General features: G+C 43.6%; 19 protein-coding genes and 2 pseudogenes. 12 read left to right on the top strand and 9 right to left on the bottom strand.

What is annotated here, in order from left to right; genetic code table 11:
- Positions 1 to 35: 35 nt before the first annotated feature.
- From GUA87_RS03815 to GUA87_RS03795, 6 genes and pseudogenes are all read left to right on the top strand, one after another.
- Entirely contained in the window at positions 36 to 1,178 is a 1,143-nt protein-coding gene (locus tag GUA87_RS03815; RefSeq protein ID WP_193715182.1) for an exonuclease SbcCD subunit D, read from the top strand.
- Positions 1,175 to 1,915: pseudogene (locus GUA87_RS18310) on the top strand (AAA family ATPase); the annotation flags it as partial. The gene GUA87_RS03815 and the pseudogene GUA87_RS18310, both read left to right, overlap by 4 nt.
- 1,221 nt (positions 1,916 to 3,136) lie before the next feature.
- The gene (locus tag GUA87_RS18305; RefSeq protein WP_415774787.1) at positions 3,137 to 4,249 is read left to right on the top strand and encodes an SbcC/MukB-like Walker B domain-containing protein; all 1,113 of its coding nucleotides are present in this window, start codon (positions 3,137 to 3,139) and stop codon (positions 4,247 to 4,249) included.
- Positions 4,250 to 4,367: 118 nt separating this feature from the next.
- Entirely contained in the window at positions 4,368 to 7,145 is a 2,778-nt protein-coding gene (locus GUA87_RS03805; protein ID WP_193715180.1) for an ATP-binding domain-containing protein, read from the top strand.
- A gap of 170 nt (positions 7,146 to 7,315) precedes the next feature.
- Positions 7,316 to 7,531 carry a hypothetical protein gene (locus GUA87_RS03800; RefSeq protein ID WP_193715179.1) on the top strand — a complete coding sequence of 72 codons (216 nt, stop codon included), beginning with the start codon at positions 7,316 to 7,318 and terminating at the stop codon, positions 7,529 to 7,531.
- Positions 7,532 to 7,543: 12 nt separating this feature from the next.
- Positions 7,544 to 8,728 (top strand): Arm DNA-binding domain-containing protein, encoded by a 1,185-nt coding sequence (locus GUA87_RS03795; RefSeq protein WP_193715178.1) that lies wholly within the window; start codon positions 7,544 to 7,546, stop codon positions 8,726 to 8,728.
- Positions 8,729 to 8,816: 88 nt separating this feature from the next.
- On the opposite strand, the gene GUA87_RS03790 is transcribed toward GUA87_RS03795, so the two are convergent.
- Genes GUA87_RS03790 through GUA87_RS03780 form a run of 3 tightly spaced genes read right to left on the bottom strand, consistent with a single transcriptional unit; the run spans position 8,817 to position 15,326 of the window.
- Positions 8,817 to 14,336, bottom strand: a complete 5,520-nt coding sequence (locus GUA87_RS03790; RefSeq protein ID WP_193715177.1) for a tyrosine-type recombinase/integrase — start codon at positions 14,334 to 14,336, stop codon at positions 8,817 to 8,819.
- A 10-nt stretch (positions 14,337 to 14,346) separates the two neighbouring features.
- Positions 14,347 to 14,898: a hypothetical protein gene (locus GUA87_RS03785; RefSeq protein ID WP_193715176.1), complete on the bottom strand. Its 552-nt coding sequence runs from the start codon at positions 14,896 to 14,898 to the stop codon at positions 14,347 to 14,349.
- On the bottom strand, positions 14,898 to 15,326 hold the full coding sequence (locus GUA87_RS03780; protein WP_193715175.1) for a helicase associated domain-containing protein: 429 nt from the start codon (positions 15,324 to 15,326) through the stop codon (positions 14,898 to 14,900). Before GUA87_RS03780 ends, GUA87_RS03785 begins: the two co-directional genes overlap by 1 nt.
- 681 nt (positions 15,327 to 16,007) lie before the next feature.
- Between GUA87_RS03780 and GUA87_RS03775 the strand changes: the two genes are divergently transcribed.
- A complete protein-coding gene (locus tag GUA87_RS03775) occupies positions 16,008 to 16,331 on the top strand; it encodes a hypothetical protein (RefSeq protein ID WP_193715174.1) in 324 nt (107 codons plus the stop codon).
- A 79-nt stretch (positions 16,332 to 16,410) separates the two neighbouring features.
- Entirely contained in the window at positions 16,411 to 16,713 is a 303-nt protein-coding gene (locus GUA87_RS03770) for a hypothetical protein (protein WP_193715173.1), read from the top strand.
- A 116-nt stretch (positions 16,714 to 16,829) separates the two neighbouring features.
- Here GUA87_RS03770 and GUA87_RS03765 read toward each other — a convergent pair whose 3' ends face one another.
- The 5 genes and pseudogenes from GUA87_RS03765 to GUA87_RS03750 form a co-directional block, all read right to left on the bottom strand.
- A complete protein-coding gene (locus GUA87_RS03765) occupies positions 16,830 to 18,200 on the bottom strand; it encodes an exonuclease domain-containing protein (protein WP_193715172.1) in 1,371 nt (456 codons plus the stop codon).
- Positions 18,201 to 18,479: 279 nt separating this feature from the next.
- Positions 18,480 to 18,830 carry a hypothetical protein gene (locus GUA87_RS03760; RefSeq protein WP_193715171.1) on the bottom strand — a complete coding sequence of 117 codons (351 nt, stop codon included), beginning with the start codon at positions 18,828 to 18,830 and terminating at the stop codon, positions 18,480 to 18,482.
- Positions 18,831 to 18,981: 151 nt separating this feature from the next.
- A pseudogene (locus GUA87_RS17850) lies at positions 18,982 to 19,128 on the bottom strand (IS1380 family transposase); the annotation flags it as partial.
- A 197-nt stretch (positions 19,129 to 19,325) separates the two neighbouring features.
- On the bottom strand, positions 19,326 to 19,634 hold the full coding sequence (locus GUA87_RS03755; RefSeq protein ID WP_193715170.1) for a hypothetical protein: 309 nt from the start codon (positions 19,632 to 19,634) through the stop codon (positions 19,326 to 19,328).
- A gap of 725 nt (positions 19,635 to 20,359) precedes the next feature.
- On the bottom strand, positions 20,360 to 20,770 hold the full coding sequence (locus GUA87_RS03750; RefSeq protein ID WP_193715169.1) for a hypothetical protein: 411 nt from the start codon (positions 20,768 to 20,770) through the stop codon (positions 20,360 to 20,362).
- A gap of 575 nt (positions 20,771 to 21,345) precedes the next feature.
- Here GUA87_RS03750 and GUA87_RS03745 point away from each other — a divergent pair.
- From GUA87_RS03745 to GUA87_RS03730, 4 genes are all read left to right on the top strand, one after another.
- Positions 21,346 to 21,657: a helix-turn-helix domain-containing protein gene (locus GUA87_RS03745; protein WP_193715168.1), complete on the top strand. Its 312-nt coding sequence runs from the start codon at positions 21,346 to 21,348 to the stop codon at positions 21,655 to 21,657.
- Positions 21,654 to 22,958, top strand: coding sequence for a HipA domain-containing protein (locus GUA87_RS03740; protein WP_193715167.1), 1,305 nt, complete (start codon positions 21,654 to 21,656; stop codon positions 22,956 to 22,958). The genes GUA87_RS03745 and GUA87_RS03740 overlap by 4 nt, the downstream gene beginning before the upstream one ends.
- Before the next feature lie 555 nt (positions 22,959 to 23,513).
- A complete protein-coding gene (locus GUA87_RS03735; protein ID WP_193715166.1) occupies positions 23,514 to 24,644 on the top strand; it encodes a DUF262 domain-containing protein in 1,131 nt (376 codons plus the stop codon).
- A 7-nt stretch (positions 24,645 to 24,651) separates the two neighbouring features.
- Positions 24,652 to 25,275: an MAE_28990/MAE_18760 family HEPN-like nuclease gene (locus GUA87_RS03730; RefSeq protein ID WP_193715165.1), complete on the top strand. Its 624-nt coding sequence runs from the start codon at positions 24,652 to 24,654 to the stop codon at positions 25,273 to 25,275.
- Between the two features lie 157 nt (positions 25,276 to 25,432).
- Here the strand turns inward: GUA87_RS03730 and asd are convergent, their stop codons facing one another.
- Positions 25,433 to 26,329, bottom strand: a complete 897-nt coding sequence (gene asd / locus GUA87_RS03725; protein WP_193715164.1) for an archaetidylserine decarboxylase — start codon at positions 26,327 to 26,329, stop codon at positions 25,433 to 25,435.
- Between the last annotated feature and the right edge of the window lie 12 nt (positions 26,330 to 26,341).

Raw genomic sequence — 26,341 nt, 5'->3', positions numbered from 1 at the left:
TTTTTATACGTGTAATAACTATATGGATGTATATAATGAAAATTCTGCACACGTCTGATTTGCATTTGGGTCGTCAATTCAACGGTATTCCACTAGAAGATGATCACAGATCAATCCTTGACCAAATTGCGTGTGCAGTTACCGACCACTCCATTGATGTCCTCATATTAGCTGGCGACATTTTCGACCGGGCTTCACCACCTGCGACAGCGGTTCGTCAGTTTAATGGCTTTCTTGAGAGGATTGCCCAAGATACCGAAGCGGCTGTAGTTATGATTGCTGGTAACCATGATTCCGGCGATCGCATTGCTTCTATGTCGATCATGACCGATAAAGCACGCGCACATATACGAGGGGGCGTGAGTGCTGAAGAAAAACCCCTCATCCTTAGAGATGAATATGGTCCTGTAGCATTCTCTGGCTTGCCGTTTTCGTATGAGTACGCAGCGCGTGAATGCTTTGAAGATGAGAGCCTGCAGACGCCTGAAGATGTCCTGACAGCACAGGTTGCTAGGGCTCGTGCGAATGTACCCAAGGACGCACGTTGGGTTGTAATCGCACACGCCTTCGTTTCTGGTGCAAAACACAGCGAAAGCGAGCGCTCCCTAACCCGTGTTGGAGGGATCGAAACAGTTCCGACAGATATCTTCGAGGGGGCGCATTATGTAGCTCTCGGGCATCTTCACCGTCCTCAAAAGGTTGGAAGCAATCATATTCGCTATTCAGGATCGCCACTTGCATTTGGATTTGATGAAGCCGACGCGCAAAAATCCATGAGCTTCATTGATCTCAATAAAGAGGGCGTCGCACAGATTGAAACAATTCCGCTCACGCCAATGCGTAATGTTCGCATCCTTCGAGGAATACACGCTGAATTGCTTCTCGGGGAACCTTCAACAGATTTTATAAAAGTCGTTCTTACTGATGATGCTCCAGTCATCGATGGCATGAAGCGCTTGCGCGAAATATTTCCCAACGTTTGCGAGTTAACCTACGAAAGGAATGAAAGGAAATTGGAATTAGAGGCGACCGGATCAAGGATAGCTCCTGTGACCAAACCTTCTGACGTCATTGATGAATTTGTTCAAACTGTTCGAGCCGAAGCCATAGATGATATCGAGAAAGCCATCATAGCCGAAACACTTCAGGCCCTTCAGTATGGTGAGGATGCAGCATGAGACCATTACGCCTAACTATGCAGGCCCTCGGCCCCTACTCCAATCGCCAAGTCATAGATTTTCGTGATGCTGTAAATGCAGGTCTTTTTGGTATTTACGGGCCTACAGGGTCTGGCAAATCGACAATCTTTAGCGCGATGACTTTTGCGCTTTTTGGAGAGGCTGCAAAATCCGAACAGGATGCGCCGTCTCTTCGGTCTGACCATGCTGATCCAAGCCTTACAACCGAAGTTGAATTTGTCTTCGATATTGGCGAGCGCCGTTTTGTCGTTGTCCGCCGCCCGGATCAGGTTCGTCCAAAGCTGCGAGGAGAAGGAGAAACCACCAGCAAGCACGAGGCCTTCCTTTTTGATGCAACGGGTATGGCGCTTGACGAAATCAACAAGGAACAACGTGGCAAAATCATTGAAGAGAAAAAAGTCCGCTCTGTCGACTTAACCATAGAAGATTTACTCGGATACGGATCTGAGCAATTCCGTCAAATCGTCCTCCTCCCACAAGGCCGATTTGAGAAATTCCTCTCCGCCAAGACCAAGGAACGCGTCGACATTCTCCGTGACCTATTTGATGTGTCCCTATACCGACAACTCACCGAAAAGCTAAAGGCTGATGCAGAAATCGTGGAACGCCGCGTCCGTGACGAACGTGAGATATGTGCCCGTCGACTAGTCTCAGAAGGGTTCGAAAGCACTGATGCCTTAGTGATGGAAATCTCGGATTCCGAACAAAAACTCACCGATCTTAAAAAGAAGGAAACGCTCGCACGCACCGCCTTTGCGGGCGCGCAGAAGGCATTGCATGACGCTCATATATTGGAAGGCAAATTCAAGGCTTCTGAGGATGCTCATGAAACACTCGCCGGACTCCAAGAAGGCAAAGTCAGTATGGACGAGTTGGCTGCGCAGGTAAAAAAAGCAGAAAAAGCTCAGCTACTTCTTGACCGCGAGAGCGTGTTCACAGAAGCCACGAACAGCGCCACAGTAGCAGAAAAGAAACTCGAAACCGCTCGGTTAGCTGACGCGAGTGCAAAGGAAAATGCTACCTCTGCTGATGAAATTTTGAAACGAGAGGAGGAACGATCCTCCGAAATTAATGATTTGGCTAAGCAGCTTAACGATCTGGAACGGCATAAAGAAACCCTTGAAAGAGCTAAAGTGTTGAACAAGAGCGTTGACAAGGCAGTTGCCGCAGGAAATGAAGCATCAAAGAAACTCGAAAACGCTCAAACACGACTACATGAGCATCAAAACAAAAAACGGCAAAAAGCAGATGTACTCAAGGCAGCACGGGAGGCCGAGACGCAGCGGACCAGGATCAACGCTCGCCTGACCAATCTCAATAACTCCCTCTCTGCCGCAGAGGCCTATGAGAAGACCCAGTCCACCATTACGACTTCAGAGGAGAATCTTGAAACACTCACATCCACCCTTGAATTGGCACAAAATGGCGAGCGCAAGGCTCAAGAAGAGTCTAAAACTGCCGAGAATAATCTCTCGGAAGCCCAAGCACTTCACCTCGCCTCAAAACTCTTAGACGGAGATCCGTGCCCCGTATGTGGAGCAACTGACCACCCCAGTCTGGCAATCGGGACTATAGAACAAGCCGGTTTGGACAAGACGTTTCGCGAGGCAAAGGCAAGTTTAGAGAAAGCCACAGCAGTAGTCCGAAAGGCCGAGCAAGATGTTGCGGGCGCGACGAGTACGTTAGAAGTCCATAAGCAGGCTCTAGCAGACCTTCCAAAACCTGAGGAACCCGCCGCTGACATCCGCGCACAAATCAAATCTGAAGAGAGTGAGTTGGAAGACCTCGGCTCCGAAACAGACATACTTACAGCTGAAGCCGAGATTGACCGCCTAGCAGAAGAGATAACTGGCTTAGAAGATGAACGAGAGAGATTGCGTGAAGACTGCTCTAGCAAACGACAATCATCGGCCTCGGCTTCTGCTCGGCTCGAAGAGATGCTCACAAGCGTACCGGAAGAACTTCGCACGCCTGAAGCACTAGCCGAGCAAACCGAAGAAACCTCCAGCGCCTTAGACGAAAGAAAAAATGCCAAACTAGCAGCAGAGAAAGCGGCCACTGAGGCCAGAGAACGTGCCATCATTGCTAGTGAGGAACATAAGGCCGCAACAACGGCCTTGACGGAATGCATTGAACGCCGGAAACAAGCAGAAGACTCCTTCATTTCACGGCTAAAAAAAGCAAACCTAACACATGATGAATTTGTAAGGCTCAAACCGGCCATCGAGAGCATAGAGGATGTTCGCGAGACTATTGAGGAGTATCGTCGCAACCTCAAGAACGCAGAAGATTCCGCCAAAACGAAAGCTGGCGAAATTCACGACTTGGTTCGCCCCGATCTCAAAGAAATTGGATCAAAACAGGATCAAGCCCAAGCCAATCTAAATGAAGCGACTGACGAGCGTGCCGCCGCTCAGCAAGGTTTAACTCACCTAACAGAGTTACGCGATGAGCTCGCAGAAACATTAAGTATGCTTGAAGAGGAAGAAAAAACTTCTGGACCATTGCGCGGCCTAGCGGCACTAACAAATGGTGACAATCCATATAAGCTTGACCTGGAAACATTCGCTATCGGCACGATGTTCGATCAAGTTCTCGAAGCAGCGAATCTGAGGCTTGGACCAATGACCTCCAATCGGTATCAGCTCGAACGCGACATCGATGGCGGTGGCCGTGGTCGAAGAGGCTTGGGAATTCAGGTCTTCGACCTTCACACAGGAAAGACGCGCCCGACTTCAACGCTGTCTGGCGGCGAGACTTTTATTGCAGCTCTGGCGCTGGCACTTGGGTTGGCGGATATCGTTGAATGTTCGAGTGGGAAGGTTCGACTGGACACCATTTTTATCGACGAAGGCTTCGGTAGTCTGGACACAGAAAACGGCGCAGGCACTCTGGACCAAGTTCTAAATGTACTTAACACCCTTGTAAGCCAGAACCGCTCCGTTGGTTTGATTTCACATGTACCTCTCGTACAAGAAGCCGTCCCTAACGGGTTTTATGTCCAAAAGAGTATAGGAGGTAGCTCAGTAGAAACTAGAAACGCCCTTTAGTTGGTTAGTTTATCTTCAAAGTGTAACGTGTGTTCATGCAAGTAAATGAAGTCCAAACTTTGAAAAATTGAACTCGAAATTTACTAGTGTGGATCTTTTGGTAATTTAGTATTTTTGCTTGAAAGGTAATTCAATTATAGCGTTTATATGTAATAATTATTGGCATCAGACTAAACTGGGGGATATTTTGAAAAACAATAAAGACGTGGCGATTGCGAGTATAGCAACGAGTTCCCTTGATTGCATTGAGAAGGTTGCTGATGAGGCTGAAAAAGCATTAATTGCACATAGGCGTGGAAATGCCGGCTCTTTTGCGCATATGAACACTTTCAACAATCAACAACAAATCCGCAACCTAGGTAGGATTTCTGACGCAGAAACGCTGAATCTTAGTGAATTACTGGCGCAACCTATTATAGCGCGTGTTCATTTTACAGACGAGCAAGGAAGAGAAGATACCGTCTTTATTACCCGTAATACTCCGAGGTCGGTCCGAGGATTTACGATAGCCAGCTATCGCTCCCCATTAGGACGAATTGCTTCATTGGCTGCGGGTGATGATGGAATATTCTCTTTTGCAGGTTCCTCTCAAGACCTATTGGTCGAAAATACTGCCAAGCTTACTCCTCGCCAAGAGCAGGGTGTTTGGGACTCTTTTAATTCTGAAATCGATATCAGAGATATAGGCCAATTTACTGTTGGTTCTCTTCGTGCAATTCTCGAACCCAAACTCGAAATCGATGAGAGTGAGCTTGAATCTCTATGGGAAGATGAAAGTGATGAAAATGTCGTCGCTGGTGTACGCCGAGCTATTCTTACTCACATGGGGCTTCGAGACCAACCAATTTTAGATCAACATCAAGACGAAATTTTTCGCATGCCGATCAATAGTCAATGTTTTCTCTCTGGACCGCCTGGAACGGGTAAAACTACAACCTTAATTCGTAGGTTAGGGCAAAAGACTGATACTCAAGTTTTAGAGGAATCATTGGAAGAGGCTAGACTTACACGACTAGTTGAAAATGATACGGGACTAAATCATATCTCTAGTTGGGTTCTTTTTTCGCCCACGGAGCTACTACGTCAATATGTAAAAGAAGCGTTCGCTCGTGAAGGATTGGTTGCCTCAGACGAGCATATTCGGACTTGGGGCACTTTCCGGCGAGAATTGAGTCGAGAGCGCCTTGGGCTTCTGCGCACCAGTGCAGGAGCGGGCCCATTTATTGAAAAACAAAATGAACAGTACTTAAATTCTGATACCGTTGACGATGCGGCATGGTACGATGATTTTCGTAGCTACATCGACAGTGTTAATGCTCTCGAGCTCAAAACTGATTCACAATGGCTTTTGGAAAGTGAAGTTGAAGAACTTGAACTTATTGGCGAGCGTCTTCTCAAGATACTCAACTCTTCAAAACATAATTTTTACGCCCGCACTTTCTTCGGCGTCTCTGATTTAATTCCTCAAATCCAAGAGGCTATCGAAACCAGAAGTCAAGACATTGATCGAATACTTACCCGTACCAGAAATACCATCACCTATTCTGATAGAAATTTTCCTAATCTTCTCAGGGAACAGATTTCAAAGCAATTAGCTGCAGAATCGAACGACATTGTAGACGATGAAGATATGGATATTGCATTGGAAGATGACGATGCGAATACAGCTGAACCACAGGCGGGCCAGCCGGTTAGTTTTAAGCAAGCCCTCTCTAGGTTTGAACGCGCGCTAAAAGTATTAGCAAAGGCTAAATCAAACAGACGTAAAATATCAAATAAGTCGCAGAATGGCATGCTACTTGCTTGGCTCGGGCCCGAAAGATTACCTTCCGATGATGACATTGCAACTCTCGGTACACTCCTGGAGGAACAAGGTCGATTGCGTAAATTTGAACGTCTAGATCGACTTTTTTTACGAGCCATTCCGCAAAAATATAAGCGTTTTCGAAGTGAGCGCACCAATGTGTCCCGCTGGTACAGTTCAACACCTGCTAAATCTTCGGACATCCACTGGAAAGAGCTTGATCTTCTAGTTTTAGCCACTTTTCAAATAGCAAATGTGCTTCTGACTACGTATAGAGAAAAAGTTGGGGAAGAGTTACCTACTACTGGCCCCCTATCTGAAGTTCGGTATTTAAAGCGAGCACAGATATTGGTCGACGAAGCGACAGATTTTTCTCGAGTTCAACTTGCAGCTATGCTTGAGCTTGCTCACCCGGCTACGAAATCCTTTTTTATGTGTGGTGACGTAAATCAGCGCCTGACGTCATGGGGTGTAAAGTCTAATGAAGCATTAGATTGGTTAAGTATTCCCATTCAGCATAAGTCGGTTACAGTTTCTTATCGCCAAAGTAGGCATCTCGTAAATTTTGCCAAGGACATTGCAAGGCTTGGTGGAGTAAGCGCAGATGATATCATCTTACCCGACCGTGTTGACGCAGAAGGTGTCGCCCCTGTTTGGAAATCGGGCCTTTCAGAATATAACGAAACTGCTAAATGGTTAACTGAACGAATTCGTGAAATTGACCGGACCTTACCAAATGGGACAACAATCGCTATTCTGGTTAATACGGAGGAACAAGTAGAGCCGTTAGCTGTTGAGTTAAACAAACACCTTGAAGACATCAATCTATCTGCTATCGCTTGTAAAGATGGAAGGGTAGTAGGCAACGACCGAGATGTGCGCGTATTCAATCTTGAGCATATTAAAGGCCTTGAGTTCGAAGCAGTGTTCTTCATCGACTTAGACACTACTATCGATAGTCATCCAGAACTGTATTTCAAATATCTCTATGTCGGAGCAACACGCGCGGCTACATATTTGGGTATTACATTCCAAGGTGAAATTCCGGAGCAGATACAGTCACTCTCCTCTCATTTTGAAGCAAACTGGTGAGAAGGTACTTTTCCAATTTATGACGATTTGATGCCAATGTAGACTAGTTCTACTGGCATTTAACCCTTTGTCCGAAAGTCATTCATGCTTTGCGAAACGACTTTCGGACAAAGGGTTACGCGCCCTCCAAAGAGTTTCAAATTTCCACAAATTTGAATAGGAGGGACTCAATGTCTCAAACTTACCTTACAACCCAAGAACTCTCTGACCGCATTCATTACGATACCAGAACGATTAGAGAGCGCCTTAAAGACACAGTGCTTTTTGAAGGAGTGCATTATTTCCGCCCGTTTGGCGGTCGCAAAATCCTCTATATCTGGGAAACCATTGAAGCGGATATGCAAAAAGACTCTTCCACTGCCTCTATCATCGCTGGCTTAAACTAAGGAGGTTGGATAATGGGATCGATTACAAATCGCAACGGCCGCCTCTATCTTGACTTTCGTTATCAAAATCAACGCTGCCGCGAAAAAACTAACCTAATGGACACACCGGCTAATCGACAAAAACTGGAGAAAGCCCTTAACAAAATCGAAGCTGAAATACTGTTAGATCAGCTCGATTACGCGAAGTACTTTCCAAACAGCAAAAAGGCTAGAACATTCTCCAAAAGAGCAAGGCTCTTGGAGAACCAGAAAAGCGGTACGCCGCTTTTCACTGACTTTGCCGAAACCTGGCTTCGAGAAAAACGAGTTGAGTGGCGTCAATCCTATTTTGATACTTCCGTAATCAACCTTCACACCCATCTCATTCCATATTTTGGAGATAAAGCTGTTGGGATGATTGAAAAAGCAGATATCCTGGAATTTCGCAGGCAACTATCTATGAAACCAGGGAGGAAACAGAATACCACCTTGTCAGCTTCACGCATCAATCATGTGATGACGCCACTGCGTATGATCTTAACTGAAGCGTCTGATCGATTTGAATTCACTAATCCTTGGCGAAACATCAAACCGCTCAAAGAGCCTCGCGTTGAAATTCACCCTTTCTCAATCGAAGAGGTTTCACTCATTTTAGATACAGTGCGGAAAGATTTCCGAGCCTATTTTGAAGTGCGTTTCTTTACAGGTATGCGTACAAGTGAAATTCACGGTTTGAAATGGAAGTATGTTGATTTCAAAAGACGACAAATACTTATCAGGGAGGCGAATGTACAACGTAGACAGGTAGATACAAAGACTGATGCGTCATTTCGAGCAATCGATATGTCTCAACCAGTATTTGATGCCTTAAAAATTCAAGAGAAGGCTTCGAGGCATCTCGGCGAGTATGTCTTTTGCAACACTCAAGGAGCACCAATTGATAACTCTCATTTCACGAAGAGGGTCTGGTATCCACTATTACGCCTTCTTGATCTTGAAAAAAGACGGCCATATCAAACAAGACATACGACGGCCACTTTATGGCTTGCTTCTGGTGAAAATCCCGAATGGATTGCTCGGCAAATGGGTCATTCCACTACCGAAATGTTATTCAGGGTCTATTCCAGATATGTGCCAAATCTAACCAGGCAAGACGGTTCTGCTTTTGAAGCAACACTGCAACGAAGCTTCTCAGAACCTCCTTCTCCTTCATCTTGAGATGCCACCCTAACCATCCGGGCTTCAAGAAGCCCGGATGTACTAATCATACCCCTGAATAAAGCTGATGCATTGCGCTACCCTTAAGTTACATGACCAAGGATGAATAGCCTTGCAAGCTCGCTCGGTCTTGAGAGTTAAAATATATGATGGCTAAAATAGTGAACGCATATCTGATCTCTGATGCAGCTTTAGGCGCGTCCGCCCTTTCTCTACCGCTAAGCTTCTTGTGCTTTACAGCATCTTCGCACAAGGTCAGATGGTATCGGCCCTTAAAATTTCGATCGATCTTATGGCCCCTTTTTTTTCGGGCGACCTCCTCTTCCATAATCGTATGATTATCTCTATCCCATCGATTGCGGTTTATGTAAGGCTTAAGAGATTCAATGAATTGCTCTTGGGCTTCAAAATTTTTAAAACTAATGAATGTATGACCGCGACGGGAGTTTTGTATGTAATGTTTCAGGCAAGACTTTAGTTTTTCCGCCTCTCCACCTTTTTCTCGTAAGACAGGATCCATCGTGTCAATGAGACGTTCAGCTCGTTTTAACACTCCAGACTTATTGGGTTTAATTGGCGCAAACCGTCGTCCCTCAACATCATTTTCTATTCGTTCCATCATTACCCGAGACCGTCCCTCTCGAGTATTCTGGTTTTGAATTAGGTGACAATTTTCCACATAATTTTCGATCATAGTTGTCTCAATGAGAAACTCTTCAGCAATCCTTTCAATGGATCGACCATTTTCAATATGCTGTAATATTCGCAAGACCACATCATGTGAGTGGCGCATATCAATCATGAAATCTTCATGGCTTGGATAAGCCGGCTCATAAGCCTCACTCACTACTCTCATCTCCTCCGATTTCGGTAATTTTTCACAAAATGCGGGTTTCAACATTTGGGCAGGAAGCTTTGGTATCGTTCGCTCTGTCTCGCCTGCAAGGCGAGTAAGTTTATTAAGGCTCAAACCTGAAATATTCGACAATAATTTACGACTGTAAACTTCAATTGATTGATTGAGTTTTAAAGAGCTGATCAGTTCAGAAAAATGTAAATAGTGCCGGAAAGTAGTCTCTGGGTTTACATGCCCCGCGGCTTTAGCAAGACACCAATATTTACCAAGCTTCGCATTTTCACTCCCGCAAATGGCAACATAAATCTCTTTTTGTTTTTGTTCACTGAAACCAGTGAGGAAGTACGCTAAGCCAGACTCTTTCTCAATAATCACCTGCAAATTTGATAAAGCCGTATGGCGCAAATGGTGGAAGACTATTGTTTCAATGCCAGATAGCTTGCGCATCAAATCACTCAACATACGAGAGAATGTAATGGCATTCCATGCAATATAGCCATTGTTAGAGGAGCAAAAAAGGAGCTCATTTTTGGATTTTGCGACTGAATTTCTATTTCGCAATAAAGTCCTAAATTCACCAAACTCATCTTTGGACAATAAGGTTTGGACAGGAAGCACGCGCTTTGAAGAGTTTGTCTTGTTATTGCCGTATCTATTGGGCCGTAAGACCACAAACTGCTGTTTATCGCCTACCACATCAGAAAGCTGCAGCTTTAAAATTTCGCCAATACGCATGCCGGTACGATATGCTAAGATCACCAAGAGCCTTATGGATCTAATAAAATCACCGGACCAATGATTTTGCCGCAAAATACTTTCAAGCGTTGCAGAATATAGCTTTTGACTGATGTAGCCTGCCCGCACTACCGGTATTGAATTTGGGCCAGCTGCAATATTATTTGTGAGTAGAGGAAAGTCATACTTATCCACACAAAATTCGTGCAACCGGTTCACATACCATGCAAGATCATTTTTCTTTGCAGCGGTTTTGACCGTTTCCATAATTTCTGCATAGCAGGCCTCAAACTCCTCGGGTTCCATCTCTTGCAAATCACACGTTGCATCCATCTCCCTAAAATGGCTACTAATTCGCGAAATATATGTGTTGAGCGTCGTAACCTTGATCTTATCTTCAGCCAAAAGTTTTAAGGCCCAATCCCGCATAATTGAGACCGACAAGCACCAGTTTTTTGTCTCTAGTAGACGTAGTTTTTGCATCACTTCATGGGATGATCTTTTGGCTCCGGCCTCTGTCTTTGACGAAATCGCATTACGCAATTTTTTGTACTCCAACCGGCCGAAATTTTTGGCTTTGTAGAGTCGTCGATTAGCCGAAGCTCTTTCCCGATCCAACGCACCATATTGGTGGAGATCAAGCTTAACGATAGGCCACTGCTTGTCCTCAAATATGAAACGATAAAATTCTGGCGGCAAAGGGGCAGTAACTTGATGGCCCATTGCGCATTCTGCCAACGCATTGCTCAAATCAACACATTCTTGCTCTTCAGCTACAACTATACCGGCCCTAATGAGACTATTGACCAACTGTCTTTTCTTGCGAGTCTTCTTGCCTTTTCCAATTAATTGCAGCGCTTCCAGAGTGTCACCAAGCAGTGATCTCAGACTTTCTTTTTTGAAACTGGGCTCTAAACTAAGCTGATCAGATGTTCTACCGTTAGAAAAACCCTGTAAAAAACAAAGAGACAAAGGATCTGGATGCCATCTTTTGTGACTGGTAAGCAGCCCGTCTTTCTGTATGGAATGGATATTGCCGTCATGGTAAAATAAATCCAGATATGTTTTTGCCGCATCTAACCACTTTGGAGCTTCACTTGATACATTAGTAATCGTTAGCGGCATTTCCTCAGAAGCTAACTTATTAGCAAGAGCAACTAAAACTGCTTCTGTATTGAGAGCACCAAATAAAGCCGCTGAAATGATGCAAAGCCCTAAGCGATGGCGGGGGGTCAATTGATCAATACTGCCATTCTTTTCTAGGGATGCCAAAAACTCTATTTTGAGATTGGTTACTTCACATGCTTTATCCTTCCAGTTTCTCGTTCTGGTCTGCTTTAAACGGGTAACGCGCTGAGGGACTGCTGGCACTCTCAACATTAAGTTTTGATCCGTGTTCAAGTTGCTAACAAGGCGTGCCAAACACTCTTTTGCTACCCAAATATGTTCAAGTCCATATCCTTTTTCATCAATAGAACTTACAAGAAAATCAACCACGCTGTTTTTTTCTACTATGCTTTTATCAGGCGACGTTAAACTGAAAACATGAGATCTAAATTTTGCTTCAATTTCTGCCCTAACTCTCAAGATTTCGTTTTTTCTTTTCTGAGCGCGCAATACTGAGCCATAGAGCTTGTCTTCGTTTTCCTCCTCTTCCTTTTTTCTTATGTTAAAGGCTAAATTCTCTCGTTCTTTTTGAGGAATAGGAAGGACAGGAAAAGTTCCTTCACTTAATTTTTCGGAAATAATATCTCTCGTACTTTTGAGACCTTGCACAGATAATCCTGACCAACAGCCCTGAGCTTCCTCTCCAAAGCCGCCATGTCCAAACATGGCGTCAATCAGTTCCTCAGAAAGTGACGTTTCAAACCTCAAATAGGTCGCCCAATAATGCCTCGGCCAATTGAGCGGAAGAGGGATTTTGTCTGCAAAATAAAGATCGAAATGCTTGGGAAGTGCTATTTCAAATTTTTGTTTTTCTGGACTACTTACCTTATTGGTCTTTGCAACAAAAAATAAAGGACCTAGTCCAGAAATAGCTTCTTCTACCCAACAGATATTGGAATTTTGATACCGCTTAAGATAAACGCGTAATTCATGTAAGTGAGTGATGTAACTTTTTATCTGCTCAATTGCCACTTTAGGCAAATACACTGTGCGAGCCGCAAGGCTTGACTGGTTTTCTTTATCACTAATCCAAACCAGCTCTCGCTCTAAATCAAAATTGTTCAGGCAATCAAAAGGGGTTGAAACAGGGCGATGAGCAGTGCATATATTGAGCAATAACAAAGTATATGCAACCATGTCGCCATGTATATCAACTGGAGATACAGTTTTCTGGCGTTGTTTTTTGATAACCTCCTCGCGGATCAAGGCAATGGATTCAAAGAGCTTACTTTCATCAACTCTAATCAAGCTTCCCAATTTATTATTACGATCAAACTTTCCTCTCATTAATGGCAAGGAAGCAGCCTCCAAAATGCAATTCACTGCCCGCTGATGTGCCTTTTTAACCTCCAACTCACCAAGGTGAGTATAATAAGTAGCTGGAATCTGCCGTGGTGATTTTCCGGTAACATGCCCTGCCATAAGTTTCGAACCCGTCTGCTGCTTAACAACCGAGAAAAGCAAGTTTGTAAGTCGTGCAATGGTGGTCCGTGTATTTGATTTTCGTGCAATATCCTTAAGAAAACTTGCCACCGCCATTTTTTCGGGAAGGCTTTTATAATTCTCAATCAACATTTGGACAGCGGGCAACAAAGTAATAGGTAGCATCATCCATGTGCCCTCGGTGGGTTTATCTTTTGTTTGAGATGCGTAAGAACGATGCTTAGGGAGAACCGTTTTTGCCCGCAGTCCCAACATTCGGGCATCTTTTGCAACATAGAGAAATTCATGAAAACCACTACGATTCTCAAAATTCTCCGCACGAAACAACCACTCTAATTTGCCTTCGGCTGCAGCCTCCAACATTGCAACGCAACGCTCAAAAGACCGGCCTGTCAATATGATAAGACAACAAAGAGTTGCGGCGATTTGCTGATCTTTCCCTTTTGGCTCATCGCCCGTCGCAATATTCCACAACTCCCTAACTCCATCAGAAATCTCACCCAGATGTAAATAGTCCCAATGGCAAGAAGGCAAGTAATTCTTCATGGACATGTCGTTGACCAAGCCTCTGGCCTGTTTCTGTTTTAGCGCATTAGATTGATTAACGCCGTCAGGTTCGCCTCCCTCAAATTGATTATATTGAATAGAAGATGCCGGGTCTCCTTTTTGCTCTTCGGCTTCAACTGACTTGATAGGAAGAAAAGTAACATCTTCAACAGTTTCGTGGGTCTCTTCGCTTTCCAGCGTAGGGGAGGTCTTAACGGTTGCTCGCTCTAATTTTGAACTTCCTTTACTTGCATCCTTTCTCTCTCTCTTTGGAGGGATGAAATGCTTCACTACATAACGTAGTGGCGGCATTAGTCGGTTGAGAGAACTAAAAATTTTATCATTACTTTCTAGTGCTTTTTTTAGGCCTTCCATTTGCGCAAGCAAATCGGAAAAATCACTAAATTCCCAGGGTAATGCTTCACGCAAATCCTGATATTTGGACGTTGTAAGTTGCCTTAAACAGCTTGACGCATTTTCAATAGCACTCAGGGCATTAAATTCAGGGTTTGCCTCTTTTCGCTTCAATAACGCCAAAAAGAGCAAAATATAAACATCGCGATAAACGGAAATTTTTGGATCCAGTTGCACCTCAGAACCCAAAAAAGCCAGCATCGCTGTAAAAGGAGCTTCAGAAACTTTTCTCTCGCTTTTTAGGTGATGCCATACACCGCCAAGGCTTTCCGCTTCCCCTCCGTCACCCCCTGGCCAACAGAGAAAATCACGTGCTCCATCGACTAGCTTTTTTGCCCAAGGATGACTATTTTCCAATCGGGTCAAAACCTCGAAAATCTCACTATAGACCGCATGATGAAAACACTCCGGCAGCTCTTCAATTTTAAGACATGTGATGGCTTGCATTGCTCACACCCTACTGTTGATTTGCTTTTTTTGAAGGCGCTGTCATAAATTTCTGACGGTATCTAAACTGCTCTACTGGCACTCCTGTGACTTTGTGGAGAATATGACGGCTGATCTGTTTTTTCCCATAAATCTGCTCTGCAATTTCTTTAGAGATGAAACCCTTTACCGATTGATAAACACTATCCAAGCCTTGACGCCGATCGAGTTGAAAGCTCAATAGAAATTGAAACTCCTCCCATGCGACGCGCTCAATATTTATCGAGTTCCTATTACTAAATTCCAAACACCGGGCCTTCGTGACTTGCCCCGTAAGGAACAGGCTTGCGGTCATAAATCCACCAAAAAACTGATAGCTACTCTTTCCATGCTTCATGGCAAAAAGGGGATGCCTTGCAGCAATAATATCAGCTGTACGTTTAGGTAAATTCCAACTTGGCTGCTGAAAAGTAACTTCGCGCCAGGCATCAAAAGCCGATTCAGCTTGAGAATGAACAGTCAAGATTTGAGCTTTGGTCGATATCGTTTGCGACTTGCCTGCGCTTACATCAAACGCTGACATTATTGACGTGCCTCATACTCAAAATAGGGAACACCCAACCTCCGCAGTTTCCGCTCATAGAACACGCGCAGGCGACCTTGCTTTTTCTGTTGTTTTTGACGGCGCAGCCAATGAGCGAGCGCACTGGTGTCACCTGTCCGCGGAACACGAAAATGATCGTGTTCTTCGTGAAAAGCCACCAATTTGTCAAAATTCCTAAGCCATTTCTCCTCGAGAGTTTCACCGAACATTCCGAGAGATTTTAGCTTCTCTCGCTGATCATCAGGCAAGCGGTCCTGCCGGGCACGTTCAGTTTGATACCTTCGCCAAGCACGCAAGCTCGAATACTGTTTTATATTTGGCACATGAATATGCCCGTGGATCTCATAATACTTCTGTAATTGTCGAAAATTTGCGTCCCAATTTTGCCGCCTCAATATCTTTTTCATTACTCTCGTCTCCATGCAATTCCGCAGATTGCTACTAGCTTCACCGCCCGTTATCAGCGGGTAAGTAAGATTTAGACTTATCAGAAAAAACTGCACGCAAATCGGCCCAATAATTACGGATTTAATTGGGAAATTGATATAACGCATTGATAAATAATAATTAATTTTAAGGTTTTTGACTCCCCTCATACTCTGGCCTTGGCGGACTAATGCCTATGGCATGGAAGTTATCCCTAAAACAAATCCCGTCGTTCGACGCTCATTGAGTCTTCAAGTGGGTATTGGTTTGAGCCGGATTGTTCTTTCGAACCGGCTCAAGCCAAAACCCACATTCTGTTACGGAGAAGAGTATGTATCCGAATGCAAGTTCACTTACATCCATCACATTTATGGACCAAAAACCGCCTGCCTCAATTGGTGAGGGCCTATCAAAAGGCTCTTTCAAGAGCTTTGAAATCAGACTTTCTGCAGAGGAATTTTTTCACAACCACGCTGTTAGTTTCTCTTGTGAAAAATATCTGACAGATACTGAGATCGAGACTCTTGTTTCTAAGAGGCAGGGTTTCGCTCCCATATTCATTAGCCGTTCTCATAGTTCGATTATGACTGGATAGGCGCCCCTTACCACATCCCAAAATCTAATCTTCTTAAGACTAAACTCACCCAAGAGAAGGAATTACTATGTCTTATCTACGTTATCGCACTTATATCTATTTTTTCACCGAAGAACCGCCTTTGAACCTTTTCGATGAAAGCGTTTATCGCAACCCTAGAGAAAAGCTCCATCTTGCGACCGAGCAACAAGAATTCGTTGATGCATATCAAAGATCGGTGGTCGTAGACGAACATTTGAGCGATTTCCAAGTCGATAAAATCGTTCAAGAAAATGAAGGTTATGGCCCAATCATTACCCACCACCACAAGATCATCACCAGCGGCCGCCATAAGCCCGGTAGTTCAGATGAGCTCACCCCAATCTCTTTGAAGAAATTCCTATACCAATAGAACCTCAACGGGCAATAGCAATAAGTACTTGCTGCCCGTTTTCATTGTTCCCATCACCTATTCATTAGAAAGAGTTACCATGACCCAGTCCGCAAAAAGCCCAATTAAATCTGTTGTAAGTTTTCGCCGCAAAATCCAAGAAAAAGTGCAACCCATTAGAAAACCCGATTTTGCAGTACCTATTGAAAATAGATTTGAAGTCGCCGAATTCGTTGGCTATCTCTCAAAACCAAATGTGACAAAATATGCTAAAGAGAGAAACGCCTTATTTCCAATACATTTGGAGTATCAATCCTTACTGGAGGATGACGATACAACATCTGTTGATGTGCAGCGGATATTCATCACGGCATCTGGAAAGGAATATGATGCTACTCAATAGGTCGCATTAAATTGAAGGCCCCACATATCCTAAAGAGATGTGTGGGGCTTTTTAGTGATCAATCGATATATGCACTATACGGCCAGTAAAAGTCCAAATGTGCTGAACCCGAATTACTATGGAGAGAATTTTCTAGCCAAATCTCCATAGAACTCTTTGAGAGCATTATATTGCTCTGTGTCAATCGCTCCTTGTTGTTCGATTTCGGATAACTGCTTATTAGCCTGAGAAAATGTGGTCCATTCAGCTTTTGGGTCATTGCTTTGCCATCGCTGAGAGATACTTTGTTGCCAATGATCTCTTGCTGATTGCGAAAGCAATTCGGGCTTATTCAAGTATAACAGCTTGCTGGAAAGCCATCTCAGTCGTCGATCGCTAAATTCTTGGGCGATTTCGATACGCGTCAACCAATCTACTTTCTGAAATTGGATTAGTCTGTTTTTGTCCTCGTACGAAAAGAAGCCTGCATATATCTGTTTCTCAATCTCTTCAGGTTCTTCCGCTCCTTGATACCTATCTGCCAGTGCTTGACCAATAGCCTCATGCAATTCATGCATGTTTTGTAATTCGTTGGCCCGGCTTAATACTACCTGAGTGTCAATCTCCATCTGGAATAAATTTGGAGCGTTATTAATTGCAATTGTTCTCACTTGTTTTGGCGATGCATTTACAGCGTCAGCGAGTTGTCCACTATCTACAGGGTCCAGGCTTTTGGGATCAACTAATTCGAGGTCCATATAAGCTATGGAGTTTTGATTTTGAGGGTTTTGACCTGCATATGCACCCAAGTAAGCTCGCGGAGGAGCTGCTCCAAATCTTTCGATCAGCGTTAAGACCTGGCCTGAGGATAACAAATCCAGCACATCGTTTTTAGACCTGTTTCTCAGAGATTGCTCCCAGACCGCTGGGGCTCGGTCACGTATCAACTTTGCGATGTGTATAGTTGCTTCTACATCGGCCAAGGCATCATGAAAATTGTCACTTACAAATCCATTCGCTGGAGCCAACCTGTCCAATTTGTAAATTACCTTATCATTTTCGTCTGTTGGCCACGCTAATGCATCATTGGCCAGAACCCATGTTGCATACACCAATTTCATAATATCTAATCGATCGTTCCCATTGATTTGAGTACTATAGAGATCAGGGTGTAGGTTTTGATAAAACATCTGACGCAGCATCTGTTCGTCAAATGCAATGCTATTGAAACCCACCCAAGTTGCAGGCCCCCATCGAGAAATCAAATCTTTCACTTCTTGTGCAAACTCGAAAGCGCTAGGAAGGCTTGGGTCAGCTAACATATCCGGAGTAACACCGGTCACAGCCATCGCCCATGGAGCCGGTAGAATATGAGGGGATAGTCGACACCTGATATTAACGCGTTCTACCTCTTCCAAGTCATCGTTTGTCAGAATACCAGCAAATTGCAAAGGCTGGTCGAATGCAGGTGATGTCCCTGAGGTTTCCAAGTCATAGAATGCAAACATTATTCACCCCACACTCCCAATAGTTTGTTTGTTACGTCGTCAAATGGACTGAACTTGGCATGAGACACTCTATCAATCGATGACCCAAAAAACCCACCCTCAGAGTTCCTAACTGACTGGAATACAACGAAGTGCAAATTGAGTTTGGGCAATCCGAAGTTCAGAGAGAAAGAAAAACCTTCAAACTATCTAAAGTAGTAAAAACTACTGCGTAATTCAATAATATTATTTAAAATGCTCTGGAACCTAATAGTAGTAGGATAAACCCTTTTCGCCACATCAAGCGAAAACCCCCGAGTCAATGGCTTCTAAATACTCAAGAACCTGCTTAGCGTTTCCCTCCCAAACCAGGTGCATTGCGGTTAGGTCGGCATACCCTGACAGAGGTTCAGATCTGTACCAGGCATAAGCCAGTAAAGCCGAGCCAAAACGAGGTGTCGCAATTGCCAAAATGTCAATAAAGTTGCTCAAGCGATTTTGCGCTTTGTCGGTAAGCACAAAACTACTACGCTTTAGATCCTCTTCACTAAAACCAAGCGCCCACGCTAGTTCCTCTAATGGAGTGCCCAAGGCTTCAGCAATTTTATGAGGACTCAAAAGTCCGTTTTCCGTGATTTCCTCACTCTGCATTTGACCACCCATTTAATCTTTGACAGATGATGGCATATTTCTCTTATGCCAGAAATTTCCTTAAAAAGGAATGGGCAAGAGAAACCTCTTTCGGCAACACCAAGGTTCGCATGAAGTTGGAGCCGGACCTTCCGTTTCTTTTATCGCTCGACACCGGTGCTAATACATCCCGCCGGCCATCGGTACAATGCACATTGCCAGGACGCGGCGAATACTGTTCGAGGTCCCCCGACTGGTTGAATAGGAACAGCGGATGGTAATTGATGCAGCTAAAGTGGCAATTGTAGATCTCGCCTTCCTACTTGCTGTCGACCGGGCTGATGCCCTAGACCATACCGAGGATCACATCTTTCGGTGGTCCCCAGTCACTAGGTTGAGACCGAGGGCTTCATCAAGTTCTCGATAGGAATTACACCCGACGCCTGAGGTTATTTTGGAACCGTGAAATCCCAGCTTCAAACTGTGGTCAAAAACGACCGCTTATGATACTGACTACTACTTCCAGATCTCCCACCATTTTGGTTTTAATTCAAAAAAACCAGGGTCCGCTGTTCTTATGTGACCTGGTTCGCCGACGTCATCAATTTTCACACCTGTGTAGATCTCACCAAGATCACAGTCGAGGAATTTCAACGAGACTGAAAACTCATTATGGCATGAGCATTCCATGATCATTCCTGGATTTGATTGCCCTTCATCACGATAAGTTCTTAATAGGGTCTTCACCCCCTTAAACTCTTCCTCATCAAAATGGCACAGTCCACAATAAGGACACTCAATTACTAGTGTTTTTTCTTCGTTCATGTTGCCCCCCATTAAGCTTGTTAGTTGATGTCTGAACACTCAGCCGGAATTTTCAGCGTTTTTTGAGCCGTTTCAGCGGTAAAAATCACAACTTTGATAAATACCTATGTAGCAACCAATTGTGGCAATTAAGCGCATGTACCCCTGCTACATAAGGTGAACAAATGACAAACTTACTCAGAATTATCAGGCTAATACTTGCAATCTTAGATTGGTTTGACAAGGACTACTGAGTGGGAGCGGGAGAGGTTGTGTGACGCAACCTCTGCCTGGCGGTAATGCCGGGTTAGTTGTCACCCTTATTTAAAACAAATGTCTCATAAGCGTAACTAGAGTGGAAACGCGCCTCAGTTACCTACTCTTTACATGCTGTGCATTTTAATTTGTCCGGGAAATGAAGAGCCTATTTTCCGGAACCACCTGACTGTAACTCAGGTAGTCGCCGGCAACACTACAGTTAGCCGGACGATCTGATACAAATCCTAATCGAGCTATTGGATTGGGAAGCGCAATAGCTTCCCGAACAGCAAGATCTTTTTTACATGAAGAACCTGCAGGGGCACATGATCTTGCTTCTTCAAATTTTGATTGAGGCCACTCTAACTTCTGCGTTGAACCAGACAGCAACTCACCAAAACTCATTTGCTTTCGAAGGCTCATGTGAATGCTATACGTAAAAAGTATTTGTCAGCCAAATGGGGAATGTTAATGATTACTGATCAAACTCAGTCCCACATTAAGCCATTATCATAACATAATAGATCATGGCTACCGCATTTTGGGCACTCACAATTATCGCCTAAACTGACTGTAGGATCTTTAATCCAAGACATGGCATTATTGTGTTTACGGCAGATGTAATTTGATTGGAATACTAATTTCTTATCGAGAAAAAGCTCTATATATAATCGGTGTTTTATACGCTTGCATTCTGGGCATACACAAAGCTGATAAGAGCAAACATCTCGAACATTCTCGTTATTTTGCCATATCTCGATGGCTTTCCGTACTTCTGAATTTTCACCAAAACGACTATCGTGTTTAATGAATGGCATATAAGTTGTCATACCACTACCAATGCCAAAATCTTCTTGGTTTTGACAGTTGCTGCATCTGATAGAAACGCCATCACCCATGTTGTTCCCCTGAGTCCTAGAACGATCTAAACTAGCTTTAAAAAACTACTTTTGATAGCAATGAATTTACTAAAGAAAAAAGTAGTTCCGAATAGTTTTTTGAAGCTTCGATTAGGCAAACTATTATTTTGAGGCGAAACACCATCAGAAAACTTGGTAAATATACCAGGAAAATAAAAAGTGTTTTGTGACCAAATTGAATTCAAACCATACTTACTTGAATAAATCGGCTTTATTAGGCCCTAAATTAGCACTTATATTTTTTTAATTAATTCAATGCGTTAGTGATTTTCAACGAGTGACAACAGAAGACACCAATTTGAAACTCAATGCGTGGTGACCCTCCGAAGGCAGAGGTCACAGGTTCAAATCCTGTCGGGTGCGCCATATTTTCCCCTTAAAAACAAAAATTTAGTGTGTTCTAAATGGTGCTTTTTGCAGCCATATTATTTATCTTTAAAGATAAAATATGTGAAAATTCGCCAAAATCCAGTAGAATTTATTTTATAAGATAAAATATTTGATTTTCTATTGATTATCTATACAATTTATCTTTTAGGATAAATGGTGACATTATGTCTTACGATAAAGAATACTGGGCCCAAGAGATTGGCCGCAGATTTCGCACAGTGCGCGACAGAGAAGGATTGAGCCTTGAACAGCTCTCTTTGTTATCAGGCGCGACCATTGCAAATTTATCCAAAATTGAAAGAGGTAAAGCCAATATCACCCTCGCGACAATGGTTTCTCTGTGTGAGGCTCTTGGGATAAAACTGCCGGAATTATTCATCGGGGGGGATGAGCAATCTGGGGCCTTGGCCCAAAAAGGGGAAACTGCAGATAGAGAGCCCCAAGAAGACGGCTATTCGCTGGGGGAAGATGAATGACAATCATCGATACAGTCGAAATCTTCTATAGCCGCTTCGTCGTCGGGCGCATCTTTGTGGATAGTGAAACCGGGTTGTCATTTTCCTATGAAAATAAATGGAAAAATACAGCTGGAAACTTCCCCATATCCACCACTATGCCTGTTGGGGATGATCAGTATGAAACGATTCTGCCTTGGATTGCTAATCTCCTGCCTGAAGAGCAACAATTAGCCAGTCTCACAGAAATCTTAAAACTTGCGTCTTCCGACCCTCTTGCGCTGTTAAAAGAAATTGGGGGCGACACTGCGGGGGCTCTTTCAATTGGGGAGCCAAGTGAGAGAGACAATTGGAAATTTATTTCCCTCAAAGAGTATTATGGCGCCAAAAACGAAGAGACGTCATTGATAGCGCATGTCTCCGACCTAGAGCAAAGGCCCTTTATGGCGGGTGAAGAAGGGATAAGGCTATCGCTTGCTGGAGGACAGAAGAAGACAGTTCTAACTGTTTTGGGCACCAATAATAAACCCAAACTTGGATTGCCGGAAGAAGGTGACCAACTTGCCATACCAACGGCTGGCGCGCCGTCAACGATCATCGTAAAACCACAAAATGAGAGGCTGCCTGGAATTGTAGAGAACGAAGCCTATTGCCTTGCATTAGCAAGATTAATCGGTATTGAGGCTGTTGAAGCAATGATCAGCAAAGCAGGAGACAAAAAGCTATTGATTGTTTCCAGATATGATCGAAGCGTAACCGGGAATGGGGGTATCAAGCGACTACATCAGGAAGATTTTGCACAGGCTAATGGCATTTATCCTACACAAAAATATGAAAAGGGGACTGTTCCTGGTTTGACGTTAAAGGCGTTGATGCAAACAGGTAAGAGGTTACAACCCGCGGATCGTCCGAAGCTCCTCGATCAAGTGATTTTCAATATATTGATTGGCAACACAGATGCCCATGCCAAAAACTATTCCATACTGCTTAACGATTGCACCCTCGCGCCACTTTATGATGTTTCAACGGTGTTGCTTTGGAAAAAACAGAATATCAACCAAAAATATGCACAAAAACTTGCCGGAAAATCACGGGAAACAAAACGGTTGGAAGGCCGACATTGGGACATTATCGCCAAAGAAATCGGAGCAAATCCACGTAACTTGAAAGTTCAAATCCGTAAAATTGTGGATGCCATGGTGACGAAGCGAAATGAAGCCATTGAATTAATTTCTTGTCAGCCGGATGCCTCCGAAGAAAGCGTGAAAGAGTTTGCTGAGGTAATTGAACAAAATGCTCTTACCATCGAAAAACAACTTTGATCATATGCCGCGCATGAGCTGGGTTGCTTTTCTGAAAACATCCGCATGACCGCGTGCATCGTCCAGCCCTATATGGTTGTGAGGTATATCGGTTGCAATCTCGGGTGGATATTTGCCATGACAGCAAGAGCTGTAATCTATGCTGCAATATCGTAAGGCAAGTCGAAGCCTTCCCCGTATTCTTATTTCAGCTGGATAGAGCACAATCTCTGAAAGCAGAGGTCACAGGTTCAAATCCTGTCGGGTGCGCCATATTTTCCAATGACTTAGCATTTTTGAAGATTGTGAGTTAAACGCTCTTCAAGGTTGTTGATTGATGCCGTTAGTGCTCTTCTCCCAATGAAGAAAAGATCAAACTTTTAAGATTTAAATATAAAAATTGGTACTTACGTTTTATCTATTTTTTAAAATAAGCAGTCGAATATACGCTATTTTCTACAAACAACCTTGACGAGATATTATTGTTTCAATTTTATATCAACCTAAGGTTTTTTTAAATAAAATAGTGTGTATAATAGAAAAGGGTAAAATCAGGCGGATTGAGTAGGTAAGATAATGACCTTAAAAAACGAAATAGAAAAAACACGTCAAACAGTAAAAACAGAGAATTTGGCTCTATCGATTGGCGAAATTATTTCGATGTATAATGAAGGTGAGCTCAACATTCAGCCTGATTTTCAAAGACTATTTAGATGGTCAATAGAGAAAAAATCAAGTTTGATTGAATCTATTCTAATTAATATCCCAATTCCTCCGATATTTGTTTTTGAAAATGAAGAAGGTACTTGGGAATTAGTGGATGGATTACAGAGATTATCAACAATATTAGAGTTTCATGGTTCCTTGAGAAAGCCAGACACGGATGAAAAACTACCAAGATCCGTACTGACCGGTACAACTTACCTACCTTCATTGCAAAACACTGTCTGGGAGAGATCTGAAGATATCGAAAACCTTGATATAAATAGCCAGGTGCCATTGGATAAATCACTTCAGCTCATGCTTCGGAGATCTAGGTTTGATGTTCAAATTTTGCAGCAGCCAAGTGATTCAGAAACAAAATTCCATCTTTTCCAGCGGCTGAATAGAGGAGGAGCTTATGCCAACGAACAAGAGGTTAGGTCGTGTGCGATGGTTATGGCGAATCCTGAAGCAATGAGGAAAGTAAGAGAGCTGGCATCTAATGAAAAACTGAGAGCAATGACTTCAATAAATGAAGACTCAGTGAAGGGGCAAAAGGATTTAGATTATCTTACAAGGATTATGGTTCATTCTTATCGTGACTATGACAATAAAAGCGATGTCCAAGAATTTCTGAATACACAAATAATTGATGTCTTTGAAAAAGAAGACATTGATGATGTCATTCTCAATATTACAGAGACAATTGAAATATTGCATGCATGTTTTGGGGATAGAGCATTATTTCCATTCGCTGGAGATAAAAAAGGTAAAGGTCAGCGATTTTCCTTACGTTCTCTAGAAGCAATTTTTGTTGGGGTCTGTAAGAATATAGTGAATATCAAGGCACTGGATGATCCTGAAAATTTCCTCAGAAATCGTGTTGAAACCTTTTGGGACAATGAAGAAGTACAGCAAATGTCCGTTGGTGGGCTGAGAGGTACTCAACGACTTCAAAGAACAGTTCCTTTTGGAACGAATTGGTTCGATCCCGCGAAGGCCTAATACAAACATGCGCGATGTTTCTTTGAACCGAATTGCGATAAACCGAATTTGGCGCGCACGCGAAATATCGGATGTTCGGGCTTTTCACTACGATACTAATCTAGAGAGAAACAAGAAGTTTTCTTCGAGGGCTGTGATTGTATTATGCTATGCCCATTGGGAGGGATATTTTGCAGACTGTATAAACACGCTAATAGACTATTTCCAACAAGCGGGTTTTTCTTATTATAACCTCAATGAAAATTTTATCTTGGGCGCGGTTACTCCAATATTTGATAGTTATAAAAACAAGACCGATAATTTAGCAAATCGACTGACTGTCACACAGGAGTTAAGAGGAATAAAAAATCAGGATTTTGCATTGTTTGATAGAAAGGTTCTGTTGCCCAGATCAAACCTAAATTTTGATAGATTGCGCTTTGTGTATTCGATCTTAGGAGAGGATATTCAGCCTTTTCAAAAGCATAGAATTAGACTCGATGGTGAACTGGTGAAATGGAGGCATATGGTTGCACATGGAGAGATGTTCACTATGGAAAATGATTTCGTTAAATCGCATACACAGTTGTGTGAAGAGTTAATGCTACTCATTGGGGATACTTTTGAAAACTTAATATATGAGTATTCTTAGATTTTCAACATATGCGATAGTTAATAAAAGAGTATTTAAGAAAGTTGGTATGCGAGTGTTTTCGGAAATATATTCGATGCTGACGTTTTTTAGCATTGAGAAAGTTCAAAGAGTGAATTGTTGCACTTGTTGTGCTTTGGGATTGTCTGCAATCAACTCACCCAACAACCCTCGCCAACGTCTCTCCGACTTTTAGCAAGGTCTCTTTACCCGCCGCGCTGTTTTTCACCAAATCTTCGCTGAACTCGATTTTGCCGGGTTCGAAGACGACGACGACGGTGGAGCCGCCGAATTTGAAGTAGCCTTTTTCTTCCATTTTGGCGACGGTGCCGTTGGTTTTGGTGTTGACGATGCTGCCAACGCCAAAGGCGCCCACTTCGATAAAGCACATGGTGCCGGCGTTTTCCGTCTCGATCATTGTGTAGGTGCGTTTATTGTCGCCAAACACATCCGGGCCCGCGCCAAGCGCGATGGGGTTTACCGAATGAAGCGCGCCCTCAATATCGCGGGTGTCGGTGATGGTGCCTGCGCATGGGAAATGATAGCGGTGATAATCGGCGGGACACAGACGCACAATGGCCAGCGCGCCATTGGTGAAACGCTCATACACACCCGGCAGCATTGTCTTGATGGAAAAAGGGAAGCCTTTTACCGGCACAAAAGTGTTCTCATCCAGTTTTGGAAAAACCAACGTGCGCCCATCCGCGGGGGAGACGATGTCTTCTGCCTTATCGCTATAGGGGCGGGCGTCGTCTTTCAGGTGGCGAATGAAAAAGTCGTTGAAAGTGGCGTAGCTATCGGTGCTATCCAGAAATTCACTTTCGTCGATGGAAAGCTCCGCGATGGTGGGGGCGATCTTCCCCTTGGAGAGCGGAGAGCTGTACCACGCGCCCATCAATTTACTGATGAAAGAGGAGCGGAATAAAATCTTTTCAAGGAAGCTGCTGTTAGAGTTCTGATAGGCCCAGCGGATCCACTTTTCGCCCAAGACGGCTTCTTCAAACTGTTCGCCGGTTTTGCGATCGATAACGTAAATGGGGGCCGGTTTGCTCATAACGCGCCTTGC

The organism is Sneathiella sp. P13V-1 (genome assembly GCF_015143595.1).
GTDB lineage: Bacteria > Pseudomonadota > Alphaproteobacteria > Sneathiellales > Sneathiellaceae > Sneathiella.
This window is presented reverse-complemented; position numbering and strand designations above follow the sequence as displayed.